General features: G+C 68.3%; 13 protein-coding genes. 11 read left to right on the forward strand and 2 right to left on the reverse strand.

Annotated features, from left to right (window positions below):
* Positions 1-95: 95 nt before the first annotated feature.
* Positions 96-2,333 (forward strand): ParB/Srx family N-terminal domain-containing protein, encoded by a 2,238-nt coding sequence (locus WIX39_RS10265; protein WP_409195004.1) that lies wholly within the window; start codon positions 96-98, stop codon positions 2,331-2,333.
* Positions 2,334-2,446: 113 nt separating this feature from the next.
* On the opposite strand, the gene WIX39_RS10270 is transcribed toward WIX39_RS10265, so the two are convergent.
* Entirely contained in the window at positions 2,447-3,385 is a 939-nt protein-coding gene (locus tag WIX39_RS10270) for a LysR family transcriptional regulator (RefSeq protein WP_081266404.1), read from the reverse strand.
* Between the two features lie 138 nt (positions 3,386-3,523).
* Here WIX39_RS10270 and WIX39_RS10275 point away from each other — a divergent pair, with 138 nt between their 5' ends.
* From WIX39_RS10275 to WIX39_RS10300, 6 genes are all read left to right on the forward strand, one after another.
* On the forward strand, positions 3,524-4,420 hold the full coding sequence (locus WIX39_RS10275; RefSeq protein WP_106935513.1) for a transporter substrate-binding domain-containing protein: 897 nt from the start codon (positions 3,524-3,526) through the stop codon (positions 4,418-4,420).
* Between the two features lie 3 nt (positions 4,421-4,423).
* Positions 4,424-5,719 carry an aminotransferase class V-fold PLP-dependent enzyme gene (locus WIX39_RS10280; protein ID WP_409195005.1) on the forward strand — a complete coding sequence of 432 codons (1,296 nt, stop codon included), beginning with the start codon at positions 4,424-4,426 and terminating at the stop codon, positions 5,717-5,719.
* Positions 5,720-5,793: 74 nt separating this feature from the next.
* Positions 5,794-6,918: a hypothetical protein gene (locus tag WIX39_RS10285; RefSeq protein WP_409195006.1), complete on the forward strand. Its 1,125-nt coding sequence runs from the start codon at positions 5,794-5,796 to the stop codon at positions 6,916-6,918.
* Positions 6,919-6,955: 37 nt separating this feature from the next.
* A complete protein-coding gene (locus WIX39_RS10290) occupies positions 6,956-8,209 on the forward strand; it encodes a toxic anion resistance protein (protein WP_409195007.1) in 1,254 nt (417 codons plus the stop codon).
* Positions 8,206-9,801 (forward strand): vWA domain-containing protein, encoded by a 1,596-nt coding sequence (locus WIX39_RS10295; RefSeq protein ID WP_409195008.1) that lies wholly within the window; start codon positions 8,206-8,208, stop codon positions 9,799-9,801. The genes WIX39_RS10290 and WIX39_RS10295 overlap by 4 nt, the downstream gene beginning before the upstream one ends.
* Positions 9,801-10,430 (forward strand): hypothetical protein, encoded by a 630-nt coding sequence (locus WIX39_RS10300; RefSeq protein ID WP_106935508.1) that lies wholly within the window; start codon positions 9,801-9,803, stop codon positions 10,428-10,430. Before WIX39_RS10295 ends, WIX39_RS10300 begins: the two co-directional genes overlap by 1 nt.
* A gap of 115 nt (positions 10,431-10,545) precedes the next feature.
* Here WIX39_RS10300 and WIX39_RS10305 read toward each other — a convergent pair whose 3' ends face one another.
* Positions 10,546-12,207, reverse strand: coding sequence for a SulP family inorganic anion transporter (locus WIX39_RS10305; protein WP_106935507.1), 1,662 nt, complete (start codon positions 12,205-12,207; stop codon positions 10,546-10,548).
* Between the two features lie 178 nt (positions 12,208-12,385).
* On the opposite strand from WIX39_RS10305, the gene WIX39_RS10310 reads away from it, so the two are divergent.
* The 4 genes from WIX39_RS10310 to WIX39_RS10325 all read left to right on the forward strand — a co-directional run bounded on the left by WIX39_RS10310 (position 12,386) and on the right by WIX39_RS10325 (position 17,367).
* The gene (locus WIX39_RS10310; protein WP_106937537.1) at positions 12,386-12,889 is read left to right on the forward strand and encodes a (2Fe-2S)-binding protein; all 504 of its coding nucleotides are present in this window, start codon (positions 12,386-12,388) and stop codon (positions 12,887-12,889) included.
* Positions 12,886-15,135, forward strand: a complete 2,250-nt coding sequence (locus tag WIX39_RS10315) for a xanthine dehydrogenase family protein molybdopterin-binding subunit (RefSeq protein WP_106935506.1) — start codon at positions 12,886-12,888, stop codon at positions 15,133-15,135. Before WIX39_RS10310 ends, WIX39_RS10315 begins: the two co-directional genes overlap by 4 nt.
* On the forward strand, positions 15,132-16,436 hold the full coding sequence (locus WIX39_RS10320) for a c-type cytochrome (protein ID WP_106935505.1): 1,305 nt from the start codon (positions 15,132-15,134) through the stop codon (positions 16,434-16,436). Before WIX39_RS10315 ends, WIX39_RS10320 begins: the two co-directional genes overlap by 4 nt.
* Positions 16,437-16,641: 205 nt before the next feature.
* Positions 16,642-17,367, forward strand: coding sequence for a hypothetical protein (locus WIX39_RS10325; RefSeq protein ID WP_234382799.1), 726 nt, complete (start codon positions 16,642-16,644; stop codon positions 17,365-17,367).
* The last annotated feature ends 89 nt before the right edge of the window (positions 17,368-17,456 follow it).

Below are 17,456 nucleotides of genomic sequence, written 5' to 3' on the forward strand. Positions count from 1 at the left end.
AAAGTTGTCACCTTAAGTTCACAGAATCGGGCCGCTTCCAGCAGCCCCGGGGCCAAGGCTTGTCCCGGGTGTTCAGCCCCTTTCTGTGGACTCACATGACAAAAAATAAATGGACCCGCGCCCGCGTCGCGGGCCTGGCCGGCATCGCGGCCATTTCGCTCGCAGCCTGTGGCGGCGGTGGTGGTGGTGGAGGAGGTACTTTCTTCCCGACCAGCGGCCCTTCGGCCGGCAATGGCGGCAACAACAACAACAATCAGCCCGCGCCGGCCGCCGTGGCCCTGCAGCCGCTGGTGGGCGGCTCGCAGTATTCGGGCACGGCCAGCTTCGGCGACACCGTGTCCATCGCGCTCGACCAGCCTGCCACCGGCAAGCTCACGCTGCGCTTCGTCGATTCACGCTTCGGCCTCGCGGGCTCGGTGAGCGCAAGCTACGCCACGCAGCCTGACGGCTCGCTGCTGGCCGGCAACTTCGCGGCCGTCGCAGGCACCGGCGTGCCCGACGCTCTGGTCGCGGCGCTGCCCAAGCTCAGCCTGCGCTTCCAGCTCGACGGCAGCCTGCTCAGCGGTTCGCTGGCGCAGGTGCCCAACCTCAAGGCGGGCAACGGCGCGGTGCTGCAGGGCGAGATCGCCGCGTCGAACCAGGGCGTGGCCGACGTGTCGCGGCTTGCCGGCGTCTACAACTTCATCAAGCTCACCAGCGCGTACAACGCCAAGGGCATGGTGCAGGGCGCTCCCGCATCCGACTTCGGCCAGCTGAGCATCAAGGCCGACGGCAGCGTGCGTGCCTGCATGGGCCAGGCCTATGCCGACGGCTGCAGCGGCGGCCAGGCCGGCCTGCTCGCCGCCGAAGGCGACCAGAAGACCTACCCCGGCGCATTGGCGCTGACCCTGGGCGGCCAGCGCATCGGCCGCGTCATGGTCAACGCGCAGTCGGGCGCGGCCACGCTGCTCGCCGACGAATTCGCAACCACCGCCGCCGACGGCAGCTTCCGCACCGGCACCTGGGTGCTGCAGAGCGCGACCACCGCGCTGGCCGCCACCGCACTCGACGGCGAGTGGCTGTGCAGCCAGCCCGAGCTCGACCCCGCCACCGGCGCACTCACCGGTCGCACGCAGCGCAACTTCGTGTCGATCGGCGCCAACCTGCTGCAGACCGACACCATCGACAACGACGTCAAGCTCAGCGTCAACGCCGGAATCGGCGGCGCGGCGACCTCCACCGTCAGCGGCATGAACGGCCTCGTCGCCGGCCAGTGGGTCGACAGCCAGAAGATCGGACGCGTGCTGCTGCCCGTGGGCAAGCAGACGGCGTACTACATCGGCTCGGCTGCGAGCACGGGCGTGGCGGCTACGCATATCTCGGGTGTGTGCCGTGCACTGCCGGTGCCGGCGGTGAGCAATACCTATGCGTCGGCCACCGTTGGCAGCGCCATGGACATCCGCATCGGCGACGCGCATCCCACGCAGCCGGCCATCGGCTACGACCAGATCTACTACAAGCAGGGGCGCTACCGCAAGACCAAGGATTCGGCCGGCAACGACTCGACGCAGTGGAAGAAGGAATTCGACGACTACTGCGAAGCCGTGGGCCTGACAGACGGTGCCAAGGGCTCGACGGTCATCGCGGGTACTTCCTTGCTGACCGACCCCGGCAGCTTCACCTGCTCGACCAAGAATGCCTTCGACATCACCGCGCTGAAGTCCGCCGTGGTCGGCCCGCGCGGCGTGCTGTACCTGACGGACGGCCACCATACCCTCACCAGCTTCTGGGAAGCGCCGAACGGCGGCGGCCCCGAAGTCAAGGTCAAGGTGGTGAAGAAGGGCCACTACATGGACCTGAACAACGCCAGCTTCTGGCGCACGATGCGCCAGAACAAGTTCGTGTGGCTCAAGCTGCCCGACGGCAGCGCCATCACGCCGGCCGAACTGCCGCCGCTGCTGGGCCTGAGCAACGGCCTGAAGGACGACCCGTACCGCGCGCTGCTGTACTTCACTCGCGACCTCGGCTACAAGCAGCCGGCCAACAGCACCGAGTTCCTGGAGTTCTACTGGTCCGAATGGCTGCAGGCCGCGCCGCAGAGCCTCAAGCTCTCGGCCTACAAGCTGACCGATGCGACGAGCTACCTGCAGGCCATCCAGGCGGCCTCGGGCCTGATGAACGCGACGCCGGACACCACCATCATCGGTTCGTCGGGCCTGACGGCGCTGCAGATGGGCAAGCTCTCGACCTTCGACACCGTGACCTTCAATGACCTGAACACGCCGATGACGGCCGCCAAGCCCGGCAAGCTCGCGTACGCCCTGGACTACCGCGCTTCGCTGGCGGTGAAATAGGGCTCGGCAGCTCGCTGCGCGAGACACAAGGCCGGGCATTGACCCGGCCTTTTTTCTTGTGCGGCGCGGCAGGACATGCGCGGGCCCGCGCTGGCCTCTGCCTCCGCCCCCACCTAGCCCTCAGCCGCAGCGCGCACCTCGTCCTCCTCCGCCGGCTGCGCCTGGAACATCCTTGAAAAGTCGCAGCACTCCTGCGCCAGCATCACGATCGACGAGGTGAGGGCGCTGCGGTGCTCGCCCTTGTGCATCGCCACGTAGTGCACCAGCGGCAGCGCGGGCGTCACGTCGATCACCGCGAGCATGCCGGCCGCCACCAGCGGCTCCAGGCACTGGCGCGGCAGGTAGCTCACGCCCAGGCCCGACACGGTGAGCCCGGTCAGCGCCACCAGGTTGCTCACCACGATCACGTCGGCCGGCTGCACGCCCTGTTCCTTCATCCAGGCGTCGTAGGCGCGGCCGGTGCCCGAGCTGTTGCCCTGCACCAGCATGCGGTGGCGCGCCAGCTCGTGCAGCCGCATGGTGCCTGCGGCGGGCACCACGCCGGGCTTGCACATCCACATGCTCTTGACCTTGCCGATGACCTTGTGCGGCATGCGCGAGTCGGCGAAGGTCTCGGGCACGATGACGAGGTCCAGCTCGTCGGCCTGCAGCTTGTCGCGCAGCTTCAGGCTGTCGTCCACGTCGGGCTCCAGGATCACCTTGGGGTAGTGCTGGCGGATCAGACCGACCAGCCGCGGCAGCCAGGTCATGGCCGTGAGCTCGGTCACGCCGATGCGGATGCGGCGCTCCACCACGCCGGGCTTGCCGAACTGCTCGATGGCCGCGTCGCGCTGCGCCAGCAGCTTCTGCGCGAGCACGTACATCTCCTCGCCCTTTTCGGTGAGGCGCGCGGTGCGCTGGCTGCGGTCGAACAGCTCGGTGTCGAACAGCAGCTCCAGCTCGTGCACCCGCTTGGAAATGGCCGATTGCGAGGCATGCAACTGGTTGGCCGCCTGCGCGAAGCCGCCGAGCCGGGCGATCCAGTAGAGGGCTTCGAGTTGCTTGAAAGTCATCACGGCGGCGGGTCCCGAAAATGGGCGAATGAAACACTTTTATTCATGCGATTCGATCACAAAAAATCGCTTTTGGAAATTCATCGAGAGGCAGAAGATTCGCCCAAGCCAATGTCATCGACTCTTCAAGGAACCACCATGGACTTCAGGAAACTGCCCCTCGCGCTCGGTCTCACCCTTGCTTTCGCCTGCGGCGCCGCCAGCGCCCAGGACGGCGGCACGCTTCAGAAGATCAAGGACAGCGGCTTCATCCAGATCGGCGGGCGCGACAGCCAGATTCCCTTCTCGTACAAGCTCGGCTCCGACAGCGCTTCCATCGGCTTCACCAACGACATCTGCCTGAAGATCGTCGACGCGGTGAAGGCCAAGCTGGGCCTGGCCAAGCTCGATGTGCGCTACACCATGCTCAACTCGGCCAACCGCATTCCGCTGCTGCAGAACGGCACGGTCGACCTCGACTGCGCGACCACCACCAACACCACCCAGCGCCAGCAGCAGGTCGACTTCGCGCCCAGCCACTTCGTGACCAACATCACCGCCGCGGTGCGCAAGGACTCGGGCATCAACACCTTCGCCGACCTCAACGGCAAGAACGTGGCCACCGTCACCGGCAGCACCTCGATCCAGCTGCTGCGCGGCGTGCGCAAGAACGGCGCCATCGAGGTCCACGAGATCGCAGGCAAGGACACGTCCGACGGATTCCTGCTGCTGTCCAGCGGCCGCGCCGACGCCTACGTGCTCGACGACGTGCAGCTCGCCGGCATGATCGCCAGCGCGCCCAACCCGGGCGACTACAAGATCCTCAAGGAGTCACTGCGCCAGGAGCCCTACGGCATCATGCTGCGCAAGGACGATCCGCAGTTCAAGGCCGTGGTGGACGAGACCGTCACCGGCCTCATGAAGTCGGGCGCCATCGAGCAGCTCTACACCAAGTGGTTCATGTCGCCGATCCCGCCGAGGAACGCGAACCTGAATTTCCCGATGACGGACGCGGTGCGCGAGATCTACAAGAACCCCAACAACAAGGGCGTCTGACCGATGGCAGCCGAACTCCAACAGCAATATCCGCGAGGCCTGGCCTTCTCCGATGCGCTGATGCGCGAGGTGCAGCAGCGCTTCATCGGCGTCGGGCATGACCACCACGGGCGCGAGCGCCTGTACTTCGACAACGCCGGCGGATCGTTCCGGCTGAAGGCGGCGGTCGAACGCTTCGCGCAGGTCGACGCCATACCCGACAACGCCGAGCGCATCCACGCCACGGCCGTCGAGCTGCAGGACATCCAGGCCAAGGGCAGCGAAGACCTGCGCACCATCCTCAATGCCAGGGGCGGCAGCGTGTACGCCTCGTTCTCCGCTTCAGGCGCCATGTTCGACATGGTGCGCGCCATTGCCGAGAACGTGCCGGGCACGAACATGGTCACCACCGTGCTCGAACATCCTTCCGCATTCGACGCGATGAGCCTCTACGCCGATCGCCTGGGCCGCGAGCTGCGGGTGGCGCCGAGCAACCCCGTCACCGGCGGCATCGACGTGGAAGAGATCGTGCGGCTGGTCGACAAGGACACCTGCCTGCTCAACGTGATCTACGCGTCGAACATCTCGGGCGCCAAGCTCGACATGGAGGCCATCGTGCGCCGCGCGCGCGAGATCAAGCCCGACCTCTACATCCTGGTCGACGCCGTGCAGCACGCGCCGCACGGCCTCATCGACCTGCAGAAGACACCGGTGGACGGCATCAACCTCGCGCCGTACAAGTTCTTCGGCTGCCGGGGCTCGGGGCTGTCGTGGCTGTCGGAGCGCGCGGCCGTGCTGCCGCACCACAAGCTGGCCGGCAAGAAGCCCGGCTACTGGGACCTGGGCAGCTCGGCGCCCTGGCAGTTCGCGGTGCTCACAGAGATCGTCGACTACGTGTGCTGGCTTGGCGGCCACTTCAGCGACGCCACCGACCGCCGCGCATTGTTCGTGGCCGGCATCACGCACATCGAGCTGCACGAGCGCGCGCTGCTGGCCCTGCTGCTGGACGGCAACGAGAACGTCACCGGCATGCGCGAGATGCCCGGCGTGGAAGTGTTCCTCGACCACGAGGACCTGACGAAGCGCGACCTGATCCTGGGCATCGGTTTCGACCGCATCGACTGCACGCAGGCGGTGGTCGAATATGCGAAGCACGGCGTGACCGTGTACGAGCGCGTGGCCACCAGCATTTACTCGAAGCGCATGCTCGAATCCTTCGGCATCGCGGGCACCGTGCGGGTGTCGCCGCTGCACTGCAATTCGGTGGCCGACGTGGAGAAATTCCTGCGCATCACCGCGCGGATCGCCGCTGACACCTGACTGTCATATTCCGTCATATTGCGTCGGCAGAATGTTTCTCGACCCCCGCTCACAGGGGGCGAGGAGCATGAGACTTGGAAATTCGCAAGCTGATCGCGCCGGTGCTGGCCGCGGTCCTGCTGGCCGCGGTGGCGGGCGGCGTCTGGTATTCGAACACCCGCCTGCACGATGACTCGGCCACCGCCGCGGCGGCCCGCATCGAACAAGACAAACAGGTCACGCTGCGCGGCCTGATCGGCTCCGAGAAAGAAACCTTCTTTGCCGACCCGCGCGTGCAGAAAGCCCTTGCCGCGCAGGGCATCACCGTGGTGGTCGAGAAGGCCGGCTCCCGCGCCATTGCCAGCCGCTACGACGCCAGCAAGTTCGACTTCGGATTCCCCTCGGGCGCGCCCGCCGCGGCGCAGCTCAAGACGCTGGCCAAGGCGCCCAACGTCTTCAATCCGTTCTACACGCCCATCGTGCTGGCCAGCTGGCGGCCGATTGCCGAGATCCTCGTGGCCAACGGCATCGCGCAGAAGCAGGGCGATTTCTACTACGTGGTCGACCTGCCGGGCCTGATGGCCATGATCGAGAAGGGCACGCGCTGGAAGGAGCTCAAGGCGAGCAGCGCGTTTTCCACCAGCAAGTCGCTGCTCATCAACTCGACCGACGTGCGCACCTCCAACTCGGCGGCCATGTACCTGGCGCTGGCGAGCTACCTGGCCAACAGCCAGCAGATCGTGCAGAGCCAGCAGGACGTGGACCGCGTCATGCCGGTGGTCGCGCCGCTCTTCCTGCGGCAGGGCTTCCAGGAGCAGTCGTCGGCCGGGCCGTTCGAAGACTACCTGGCGCTCGGCATGGGCAAGGCGCCGCTGCTGGTGGCCTACGAGTCGCAGATGGTCGAGTTCTGGCTCAAGAACCCCGACCGGCTCAAGAGCGACATGGTGCTGCTCTATCCCAAGCCCACCGTCTATTCGAAGCATGTGCTGGTGCCCTACACGCCGGGCGGCGCGCGCCTGGGCGCGGCACTCGAAAACGATCCGGCCCTGCGCGAACTGGCCCACGAATACGGCTACCGCACCGGCGGCGACACCAAGGGCCCGGAGACCTGGGCTGCGCGCGGCGTGAAGGTGCCGGACGTGCTCGTCGACGTGATCGACCCGCCGAGCTTCGAGTGGCTCGAGCGGATGACCGCGGGCATCGAAGCCCGCTTCAAGTGAATCGACGAACAGACAACGAACGAACCGAGGATCGACCATGAACGCGCCTGTCACCACTGCAACCACCACCACCGCCGCAACCGCGCCCATCGACCTGCAGCCGCCGCAGGCCTTCACGCTGGAGCCGCCCGCGCCCGTCGCGCCGGTGCCGGTCGAATCGGCCAGCGGCAAGGTGCGCCTGAAGCCCGAGGACGTGGCCGAGCTCGACGCGCAGGTGGCGCGTTTCATCGACGACATCACCCAGCACGACAGCCAGCATCCGCAGTTCAAGGAAGCGGTGGAGCGCATCCACTCGATGGGCGGCAAGGACATCGAGGCCTCGGCTTCGGTGTCCAACCGCATGCTCGAGCGGCCCGTGGGCTCGCTGCGCAACGGCCTGTTCGACAAGGGCGCGCAGATCGGCCAGTCGCTCATCGACCTGCGCCACCAGGTGGAAGACCTCGATCCCTCGAAGCAGGGCGACCTGTTCTCGGCGCGCAAGCTGCTGGGCATCATTCCTCTGGGCAACAGGCTGCTGGCCTACTTCGAGCGCTACCAGTCGTCGCAGTCGCACCTGAACGCCATCATCGAATCGCTCAAGCGCGGCAAGGACGAGCTGCTGCGCGACAACACCGCCATCGAGCAGGAAAAGGTCAACCTCTGGACGCTGATGGAGCGGCTCGAGAAATACGTGCACATCGGCAAGGCGCTGGACGGCCAGCTCGACGCCAAGGCGCGCGCGCTGGAAACCATCGACCCCGAGAAGGCGCGCGTGATCCGCGAGGAAATGCTGTTCTATTCGCGCCAGAAGGTCACCGACCTGCTCACTCAGCTCGCGGTGAACATCCAGGGCTACCTGGCGCTGGACATGATCCGCAAGAACAACCTGGAGCTGATGAAGGGCGTGGACCGCGCCACCACCACCACCGTGGCCGCGCTGCGCACCGCGGTGATCGTGGCGCAGGCGCTGTCCAACCAGAAGCTGGTGCTCGACCAGATCAGCGCGCTCAACGCCACCACCGGCAACCTCATCGCCAGCACCAGCGAGATGCTGCGCGACCAGAGCAGCGCCATCCATCAGCAGGCCGCCTCCAGCACCATCGAGATCGCCAAGCTGCAGCAGGCCTTTGCCAACATCTACCAGACCATGGACACGATCGCCGACTTCAAGAGCCGGGCGCTCGACTCCATGCAGACCACGGTGGACACGCTGACGAACGAAGTCGCCAAGAGCCGCACCTACCTCGACCGCGTGCGCCGCCAGGAAACGAGCGAGGCGCTGCAGCAGCCGCGCGGCGAGGTCGCACTGTGAGCCTGTGGTCGCGCCGGCTGGCGCTGACGCTGCTGGCGGCGTTGTCGCTGGGCCTTGCGGCTTGCGGCAAGGATAAATCGCAGGGCACCCCGGCGCCTGCTGCAGATACGGCCGCCTTCTCCATCCTCGCGGGCTCGGAACTGAAGGACATCGAAGGCCCCATCGTCGATGCCGCCAAGGCGGCCGGCGTGGAGGTGAAGTTCTCGTACGCCGGCACGCTGGACATCGTCGAGCGCATCAACGCCGGCGAGCGCTTCGACGCGATCCTGCCGCCCAACGGCGCCTACCCGGCGCTGGCGCTGCAGACCAAGCCGCTGGCGCGCGACAAGCTCTTCTACTCGCGCATTGCGCTCGGCGTGAAGAACGCCAAGGCCGCGCAGCTCGGCTGGAACCGGAAGCCGCCGGGCTGGGCCGAGATCGCCAAGGCCACGGGCTCCGGCCAGCTGCGCTACGGCATGACCAACGCCACCAGCTCCAACACCGGCATGAGCGCGCTCTTCGCCGTGGCCTCCGCACTGGCCGGCAAGACGGAAGACCTGACGGCGCAGGACGTGGACGAGAAGACGCTCAAGGCCTTTCTCTCGGGCCAGAAGCTCACGGCGGGCAGCTCGGGCTGGCTGGCCGACGCCTACGTGAAAGACCCGTCAGCCATCGACGCGATGGTCAACTACGAGGCAGTGATCCTGCGCGCCAACGAGAAGCTGCCCAAGGCCGACCAGCTCGCGCTGATCTACCCGCGCGACGGAATGATCTCGGCCGACTATCCGCTGATGCTGCTCAACGACCGCAAGCGCGATGCCTACACCCGGCTGGTCGGCGCGCTCAAGGCCGCGCCGTTCCAGCGCGATGCCTTGTCGGCTGCTTTCCTGCGCCCCGCCAATCCGGAGGTTGCCGCCGCCAGCGCGCTGCCCACCGCCGCCGTGGCCGAGCTGGGTTTTCCCAACCGGCTGGAGGTGATCGACGCGGTGCTCGGCACCTACCAGTCGCAATGGCGCAAGCCCGCCACCTCGATCTTCGTGCTCGACCTCAGCGGCTCGATGCAGGGCGCGCGGCTGGAGTCGATGCGCGAGGCGCTCAAGCTGCTGTCGGGCGCAGATGCGGCCGGCACCGCCGCGGCCACCGCCAGCACGCGCTACAGCGCTTTCCAGAGCCGCGAGCGCGTGGTGCTCATCACCTTCGCCACCCGGGTGCAGGCCCCGGTGTGGGTGCGCTTCGAAGCCGACCAGATCGACAGCGCCCGCGCCGAGCTGCGCCAGCGCGCCGATGCCATGAAGGCCGACGGCGGCACCGCCATCTACTCGGCGCTGGCCGCCGCCGAAGACCTCGCGCGGCAGGAGCAGCAGAACGAGCCCGGGCGCTTCGTCAGCATCGTGCTGCTGACCGACGGCGAGAACAACTCCGGGCTGCGGCCGAGCGAGTTCCACGACCGCTATGCGGCAGGCGGCCTGCCGGCGCGCATCTTCCCGATCCTGTTCGGCGAAGGCAACGTGGACGAGATGCGGCAGATCGCGCAGCTCTCTGGAGGCCGCGAATTCGACGGCCGCAAGCTGCGGCTGGCGCAGGTGTTCAAGGAAATCCGGGGCTACCAGTGATGCCGGAGCGTTCGCTGAAGCTGCGCGCGCTGCTGTTCCTCTACGGCAACGGCAACATCCTGGGCTGCGCGCTGGCGCTGCTGGGGCCGGCGCTGCTGTTCGCGGGCGTGATCGACCGCGGCTGGCTGCTGATCACCGCCGGCCTGTATGTGGCCGGCTGGCTCATGGGCCGCAAGGCGCCCGAGCTGGAGCGCCGCATCGAAGACAGCCTCAGTGTGGAGCAGACGCTGGAGCGCCTCGACCGTGTGGTCGCGCGGGCGCAGCCGCACCTCACAGACGACATGCGCAAGAGCCTGGACAACGTGCGCGGCTCGGTGGGCGAGGTGCTGCCGCGGCTGGTGGGCGCCGGCGCGCACGGCGACGACCTCTTCACCGTGCGCGAGACCGTGCTGCGCTACCTGCCCGAAACGCTCGCCAACTACGTCGCGCTGCCCCCGGCCTTTCGCATGACGCATGCGGTGAAGGATGGCAAGACGGCGCGCCAGTTGCTCGGCGAACAGCTGGGCCTGCTCGATGCCAAGCTGCGCGAGATCGTCGCGAACGTGGCGTCGAGCGATGCCGCCGCGCTGGTGGCCAACGGGCAGTTCCTCGAGAAGAAATTCCGCCAGCCCGACTTCCTGGCCAGCTGAACCAGGCCGCCTTGAAGGCTTGCGCGCCGGCCTCGATGCGCTGCGCCATGTTCCAGGCGCGCGCCTGGCCGCGAGCACACGGGTGTCAGCCCCGGCGAGTCAAGGCGGCAGGCGGTCACGCGCTGACCTGCTGCTGCGGCGACTGCACCGCATCGTCCACGCTCCAAGGCGCATACACCTCCGCGTGCAGGTCGGGCGAGTTCACCTTGGCCAGCAGGTCGCGCACGTCGTCCTTCACCCGCGCCAGCGACAGGCGCAGGCCGCGCACGCGCACGTAGGCCGCGAAATCGCACAGCGCCTCAATGCTGGTGGCGTCGAGGTCGGGCGACTCTTCCAGGCTCAGCACCATGCGCCGCAGGCCCGGCGTGGCGTCGATGCGCGCGCGGATCGACGCGAACACGGCATCGGCATTGCCGAAGAAAAGCGGCACCTCGGGCCGCGCGATCAGCACGCCCGGCGGCACCACCGCCTCGGGGTGCCGGGCGGTGTCGACGTAGTCGTGGCTCTGGCCCAGCCGGCCGAGCCAGCTCACCGTGGTGCGCGAGAAGCCGCGCAGCAGCAGCAGCAGGCTCACGCCGATGGCCGCCAGCAGCCCGTCGAGCACGCCCAGCACCAGCACTGCGGCCACCGCCACCAGCGCCACCAGGCGGTCGCGCCGCCAATGGAAATACGGCCGCAGCGCCGAGGGGTTGAGCGAATGGCTCACCGCGTTGATCACGATGGCCGCCAGCAGCGGCTCGGGCGTGTGCGCGATCCACGGCAGCAGCGTGAACACCGCCACCCCCACCACCAGCCCGGCCACGATGCCCGCCGCGCGGCTCTGCGCGCCCGCCGATTCGTTGGCTGACGTGGCCGAATAGCCCGCGCCCACCGGCATGCCCTGGAACAGCGCCGACAGCATGTTCGCCCCGCCCAGCGCCAGCAGGTCGCGGTTGGCCGAGACGTTGTCGCCGTGGCGCATGGCGAAGGTGCGGATCGAGCCGTACGACTCCGCATAGAGGATCAGCGCCATCGCGAACGCGAGCCCGCCCAGGTTCTGCCACTGCGCGCGGTCGAGCTGCGGCACGCCGGGGTGCGAGAAGTCGAGCGAGATCGGCCCCACCGCCGCCACGCCCCACGCATGGCACAGCCCGCTCACGTCGAGCGCGATGCCGCAGACGATCACCAGCAGCGCCGCCGGCACCGCGCGCCAGCGCGAGAGGCCGCGCAGCAGCAGCAACGCTGCCAACGCCATCGCCGCGCCGGCCAGGTTCCAGTGCCGCCATTCGGTGGCCAGCCCGGCGAAGAGGCGGAAGAAGTCGCTGTGCGCCGGCTGCACCGACAGCACCTTGGGCAACTGCTTGACCACGATGGTCAGCGCCAGGCCCAGCGCAAAGCCGCGCAGCACCGGCTTGGCGATGAGGCTGGACACCGCGCCCAGCTTCGCGATGCCCGCGATCACGAAGAACACCCCGGCCAGGGCGACGATGGCCGCGCCCATGGCCAGCCGCGTGGCCGTGTCGATGCCCGGCATCGATGTGGTGGCCGCGAACAGCACGGCGGCCGACGACGAGGTGGCCGAGACGATCGCGAAGCGGCTGCTGCCGAATATGCCGTAGACCAGCAGGCCGGCGAAGAGCGCGATCACCCCGGCCTGGGGCGGCAGGCCCGCGATGCCTGAATAGGCCACGGCTTCCGGCAGCAGCAGGCCGGCGATGGACACGCCCGCCACGAGGTCGGCGACGCCGGGGCGGCGGGTGGCGCCGGGCGGCGGTGCGGTTTCTGCGGGAATGGACATGGCCTTCTTGCTTTTTTGTTGTCGCGGAATGCTGGCAGCCTCCGACGGACCGGAAGCTGACGATGAAAACTTTCGTTGCCGCTTGCCGGCAGGTTTGGAAAAGCCCGAGCGCATTTTTCAAACTGGCGCTATGGTGCAGTCCCGACCCCCGATGAAACAAGCAGAAAAGGCAGGGCCCATGATTGATATCAACATCAACGGCCAGTCCGTTGCTGTCAACGCTCCCGACGACATGCCCTTGCTCTGGGCATTGCGCGACATCGTGGGGCTGACAGGAACCAAGTTCGGCTGCGGCATCGCGCAATGCGGCGCCTGCACCGTGCACCTCGACGGCCAGCCCGTGCGCTCTTGCGTGCTACCGGTCGGCGCGATCGGAAAGAAGGCCGTCACCACCATCGAAGCCATCGCGCTGACCCCGGCCGGCCAGAGCATCCAGAAGGCCTGGCTCGACGTGGACGTGGTGCAGTGCGGCTACTGCCAGTCCGGGCAGATCATGTCCGCCGCGGCGCTGATACAGCGCACGCCCAACCCGAGCGACGCCGACATCGACCTCGCCATGTCGGGCAACGTCTGCCGATGCTGTACCTACTCGCGCATCCGGGCCGCCATCAAGCAGGCCGCCACGGGCAAGCCGGAGGTGCTGCAGTCGGTGGTGACGATGCCGGCCAGGAGCGCATCGTGAGCGCCGCCGCCGGAATCAGCCGGCGCGCCGCCCTGCAGGCGGGTGGCCTGGCGCTGGCCTTCACCTGGGTCGGAGGCAGCAAGGCCTTTGCGGCCATCAGCGCGCGCCAGCAACCCGCGGACGCGGCCGCCGCGCTTGCGGACGGCAACCCCGCCTTCGCGCCCAACGCCTTCATCCGCATCGACGCCGACGGCGGCGTGCGCCTCGTGATGCCGATGGTGGAGATGGGCCAGGCCATCTACACCGGCTCGGCCATGCTGCTGGCCGAGGAACTCGGCGTCGAGCTCGACCAGGTGCGCGTGGAGCATTCGCCGCCCAACGAAGCGCTCTACGGCATGCCGCTGCTCGGCGGCCAGATCACCGGCGGCTCGACCAGCACGCGCGGCACCTACTCCGTGCTGCGCGAGGCCGGTGCCGTCGCGCGCACGCTGCTGGTCGGCGCAGCCGCCGCGCAATGGAGCGTCGACCCCGCGAGCTGCACGGTCGCGCGCGGCGTGGTGAGCCATGCGGCCTCGAACCGGCAGCTCGGCTTCGGCGCGCTCGCATCGGCCGCCGCGAAGCTGCCGATGCCGGCCAAGGTGGCGCTGAAGGAGCCCAAGGATTTCAAGCTCATCGGCCAGCCGCTGCGGCGCGTCGACTCGGCCGGCAAGGTCAACGGCAGCACGCAGTTCGGCATCGACGTGCGTGTGCCGGGCATGAAGGTGGCGACGGTCAAGGCCAGCCCCACGCTCGGCGGCGTGCTGGCCTCGGTGGACGACAAGGCCGCGCGCGCGATTCCCGGCGTGATCGACGTGCTGCGCATCAAGGACGCGGTCGCCGTGGTGGGCGAGCATTTCTGGGCCGCCAAGCGCGGCCTCGACGCGCTCAAGATCCGTTGGACACCGGGGCAGAACGCCACGCTCACGACGCAGCAGTTGCGCTCGGCGCTGGCCGATGCGCTCGCGAAGGACAAGGCCATCGTCGGCAAGGAAACCGGCAAGCGGCCCGAGGGCACGCTGGTACAGGCCACCTACGACCTGCCGATGCTGGCGCACGCGACCATGGAGCCGCTCAACACCACGGTGCATGTGCGGCCCGACGGCTGCGAGATCTGGGTCGGCACCCAGGTGCCGGCGCGCTGCGTGAGCGTGGCCGCCAAGATCACCGGGCTGGCCGAGGACAAGGTCGTGCTGCACAACCAGTACCTGGGCGGCGGCTTCGGCCGCCGGCTGGAGACCGACTCGGTCGAACAGGCCGTGGCCTTCGCGAAGCAGGTGGCGTATCCGCTGAAGGTGGTGTGGACGCGCGAGGAAGACATCCGCCACGACATCGTTCGGCCGATGTACCACGACGACATCTCGGCCGTGGTCGACGGCGACGGGCAGATCCTGTGGTTCGGCGACCGCATCTCGGGCGGCACCGTGCTGGGCCGCTGGGCGCCGGCCTTCATGGGCAAGGACGGCATGGACGGCGACCTGATCGAATGCGTCGCCGAGCCCTGCTACGACCTGCCGAACCTCAAGGTGGAGTGGGTGCGGCACGACATGCCGAGCGGCCTGAACGTCGGCTGGTGGCGCGGCGTGGGGCCGACGCACAACCTCTTCGTGCTGGAGAGCTTCATCGACGAACTGGCGCAGCGCGCGAAGAAGGACCCAGTGGCCTACCGGCGCGCGCTGCTGAAGAAGAACCCGCGCACGCTCGCGGTGCTCGACCTGGCCGCCGAAAAGATCGGCTGGGGCAAGGGCGCGCTGCCGGCACGCGTGGGGCGCGGCGTGGCCGTTGGCGACCCGTTCGGCAGCCGCGTGTGCGCCATGGTCGAGGTCGAGGTCACGCCGCAGGGCGAGGTGCGGCTGCGGCGCGCGGTGGTCGCGCTCGACTGCGGCATTGCGGTGAACGCGAGCTCCATCGAGGCGCAGATCCAGGGCGGGTTGTTGTTCGGGCTCAGCGCCGCGCTGTTCAGCGAGATCACGCTGCGCGACGGCGCCATCGAGCAGAGCAACTTCCACGACTACCGGATGCTGCGCATCAACGAGTCGCCACCGGTCGAGGTCCACACCATCAAGAGCGGGGAGGCGCCCGGCGGGCTAGGAGAGGTCGGCACCGCCATCGCCGCGCCGGCGCTGGCCAATGCGATCTTCGCGGCCACCGGCGTGCGCCTGCGCGCGTTGCCCGTGAACCGCGCGCTGCTGGTGCAGGACAAGGAAGCGCTGAAGAAGAAGATCGCCGATGCCCCGCAGGCGGCGCCAGGCGAAAGGAGCACGGCATGAAGCGACTCTTCAAGCTGCTGGTGGCCGTGTTCGTGGTGGGCGCGGCGCTGTACTTCTTTCTGAACCGCACCGACAAGTCGGAGGGCGAGGCGCCCGTGCTGGCCGGCGCGCCGGCCGATGCGGCGCTGCTGGTGCGCGGCGAGTACCTCACCAAGGCCGCCGACTGCATCGCGTGCCACACGGTGCCCGGCAAGGGCGAGCCCTTTGCGGGCGGGCTGCCTTTCGTGCTGCCGTTCGGCACCATCTATTCGTCGAACATCACGGCCGACCCGGCCACCGGCATCGGCAACTGGAGCGACGAACAGTTCGTGCGCGCCATGCACGACGGCGTGCGCGCCGACGGGAAGCGCCTGTACCCGGCGTTCCCGTACACCGCGTACACAGCGCTCAGCCGCAAGGACGTGCTCGCGATCAAGGCCTATCTCTTCAGCCTGCCCCAGGTGAAGCAGCCGAACCGCGAGCCCGACCTGGGCTTTCCGTTCAACCAGCGCTGGGCCATGGGCTTCTGGAACGCGGCCTTCTTCAAGAGCCGCCGCTTCGAGGCCGACCCGTCGCAGCCGCCCGCGTGGAACCAGGGCAAGTACCTGGCCACCGCGCTGGGCCATTGCGCGGAATGCCACACGCCGCGCAACTTCGCCTTCGCGCTGGAGACGAGCAACAACCTGGCGGGCGAAACGGTCCAGGGCTGGCGCGCCTACAACATCACGTCGGACGCGAAGAACGGCATCGGCGGATGGAGCGACGCGGAGATTGCCGCCTACCTCACCACGGGGCACGCCGATGGCCGGGGCTCGGCCTCGGGGCCGATGGGCGAGGCGGTGGAGCACAGCCTGCAGTACCTGAAGGCCGAGGACACCGCGGCGCTCGTGAGCTACCTGCGCACGGTGCCCGCGAAGTCCGGCAAGGATCCGATCGAGATCGATGCGAAGGCGCCCTGGGCCGTGGCCTCGAGCGCGGCCGCGCCGGCGGCCAACACGGCCGAAGGGCATGAGCAGGGGCTCAGGCTCTTCGCCGCGGCATGCGCCAGCTGCCACCAATGGAACGGCCAGGGGCAGCAGACCAGCTACGCGTCGCTGCTGGGAACGCGCGGAGTGAACGACCCCGGCGGCGCGAACGTCACGCAGATGATCCTGCGGGGCGTGAAGATGCGCGTGCACGACAACGAGGTCTACATGCCCGCATTCGACAAGGCCTACACCGACACCGAAGTCGCGGCGCTCGCGAACTACGTCATCGCGCAGTTCGGCAACAAGCAGGGGACGGTGACGCCGGAGTTCGTGGCGAAGCAGCGCGCGCAGTGAGCGCTTGAGCAGGGCTCGCGCAGCGGCCGGCGCGGAATTTAAATCTTCCTACCTATCGGCCCCGCCGACGCAGCGCCGATACCGGAAAAAAGAGCCCCGCGACGGCAGGCGCACGCGCGTTCGGACCGCGTCGCGCTGTTAAGGTGTGCCCCTGCTTTTTTCGATCCAGGCCCTGCGCGCGCTGTCCGCGCATCGGGCAGTCCACATGCCTATCCGCCACGCCAGAATCTTTCCCCGCCACGCGTTCCACTGCGTGCTGGGCGGTGTGGCCGTGGCCTATGCGTTGTCCGCGGTGATGCTGGTGCCCGCGCGAATCTTCATCCTGCCGTTTCTTTCCGACGGCGAGCCGGTGTCCGACGAGGGCATGCTCTTTCTCGCGTCGATGGCCGTTCCGGCGGGGCTCTACCTGATCGTCTGGCGCGGCGGCGATTTCTTCGCGTGGTGGCGCACGCCGCCGGTGCTGACGCTCGGCGCGCACGGCCTGCAGCTCGGCCGCCGCACCGTTGCCTTTGCCGACGTGACGCGGCTGCGCCATCGCCACGGCCGCGACCACATGCTGATCACCACGCGCAGCGGCAAGACCACGCGGCTGCGGCTCGGCCTGTGGGACCACGCGGCCGCGCTGCGGGCCGAGGTGGAGGAGGCGATCGGCAAAGTGCTGCGCGGCGATGTCGAGCGGCGCATGCATGCCGGCGACACGGTGGACTTCGGCGCGTTGGCCATGAATGCGGAAGGTCTGGTGCACGAGGGGCAACTCATCGCCTGGTCGAGCATCGACACGGTGCACACGCAATCGGAAACCGACGGGGTGCTGGTGGACGAGCATCTGGTGATCATCGCGAACGGCCGGACGCGCCGCATCGACCGCTCGAAGATCGAGAACGAACCGGTGCTGCTGGCCTGCCTGATGCAGCGCCTGCCGGCCGGCTGACTCGGGTTCTATAGACTGGAGGGGTGAAATCTTCCTCCGAGCCTCCCAGTAGGCCGCTGGCCTGCGCCAGCTTCCGCCTGTCTCCGTGC

It is taken from the genome of Variovorax sp. AB1(2024), assembly GCF_037482385.2.
Classification (GTDB): Bacteria; Pseudomonadota; Gammaproteobacteria; order Burkholderiales; family Burkholderiaceae_C; genus Variovorax.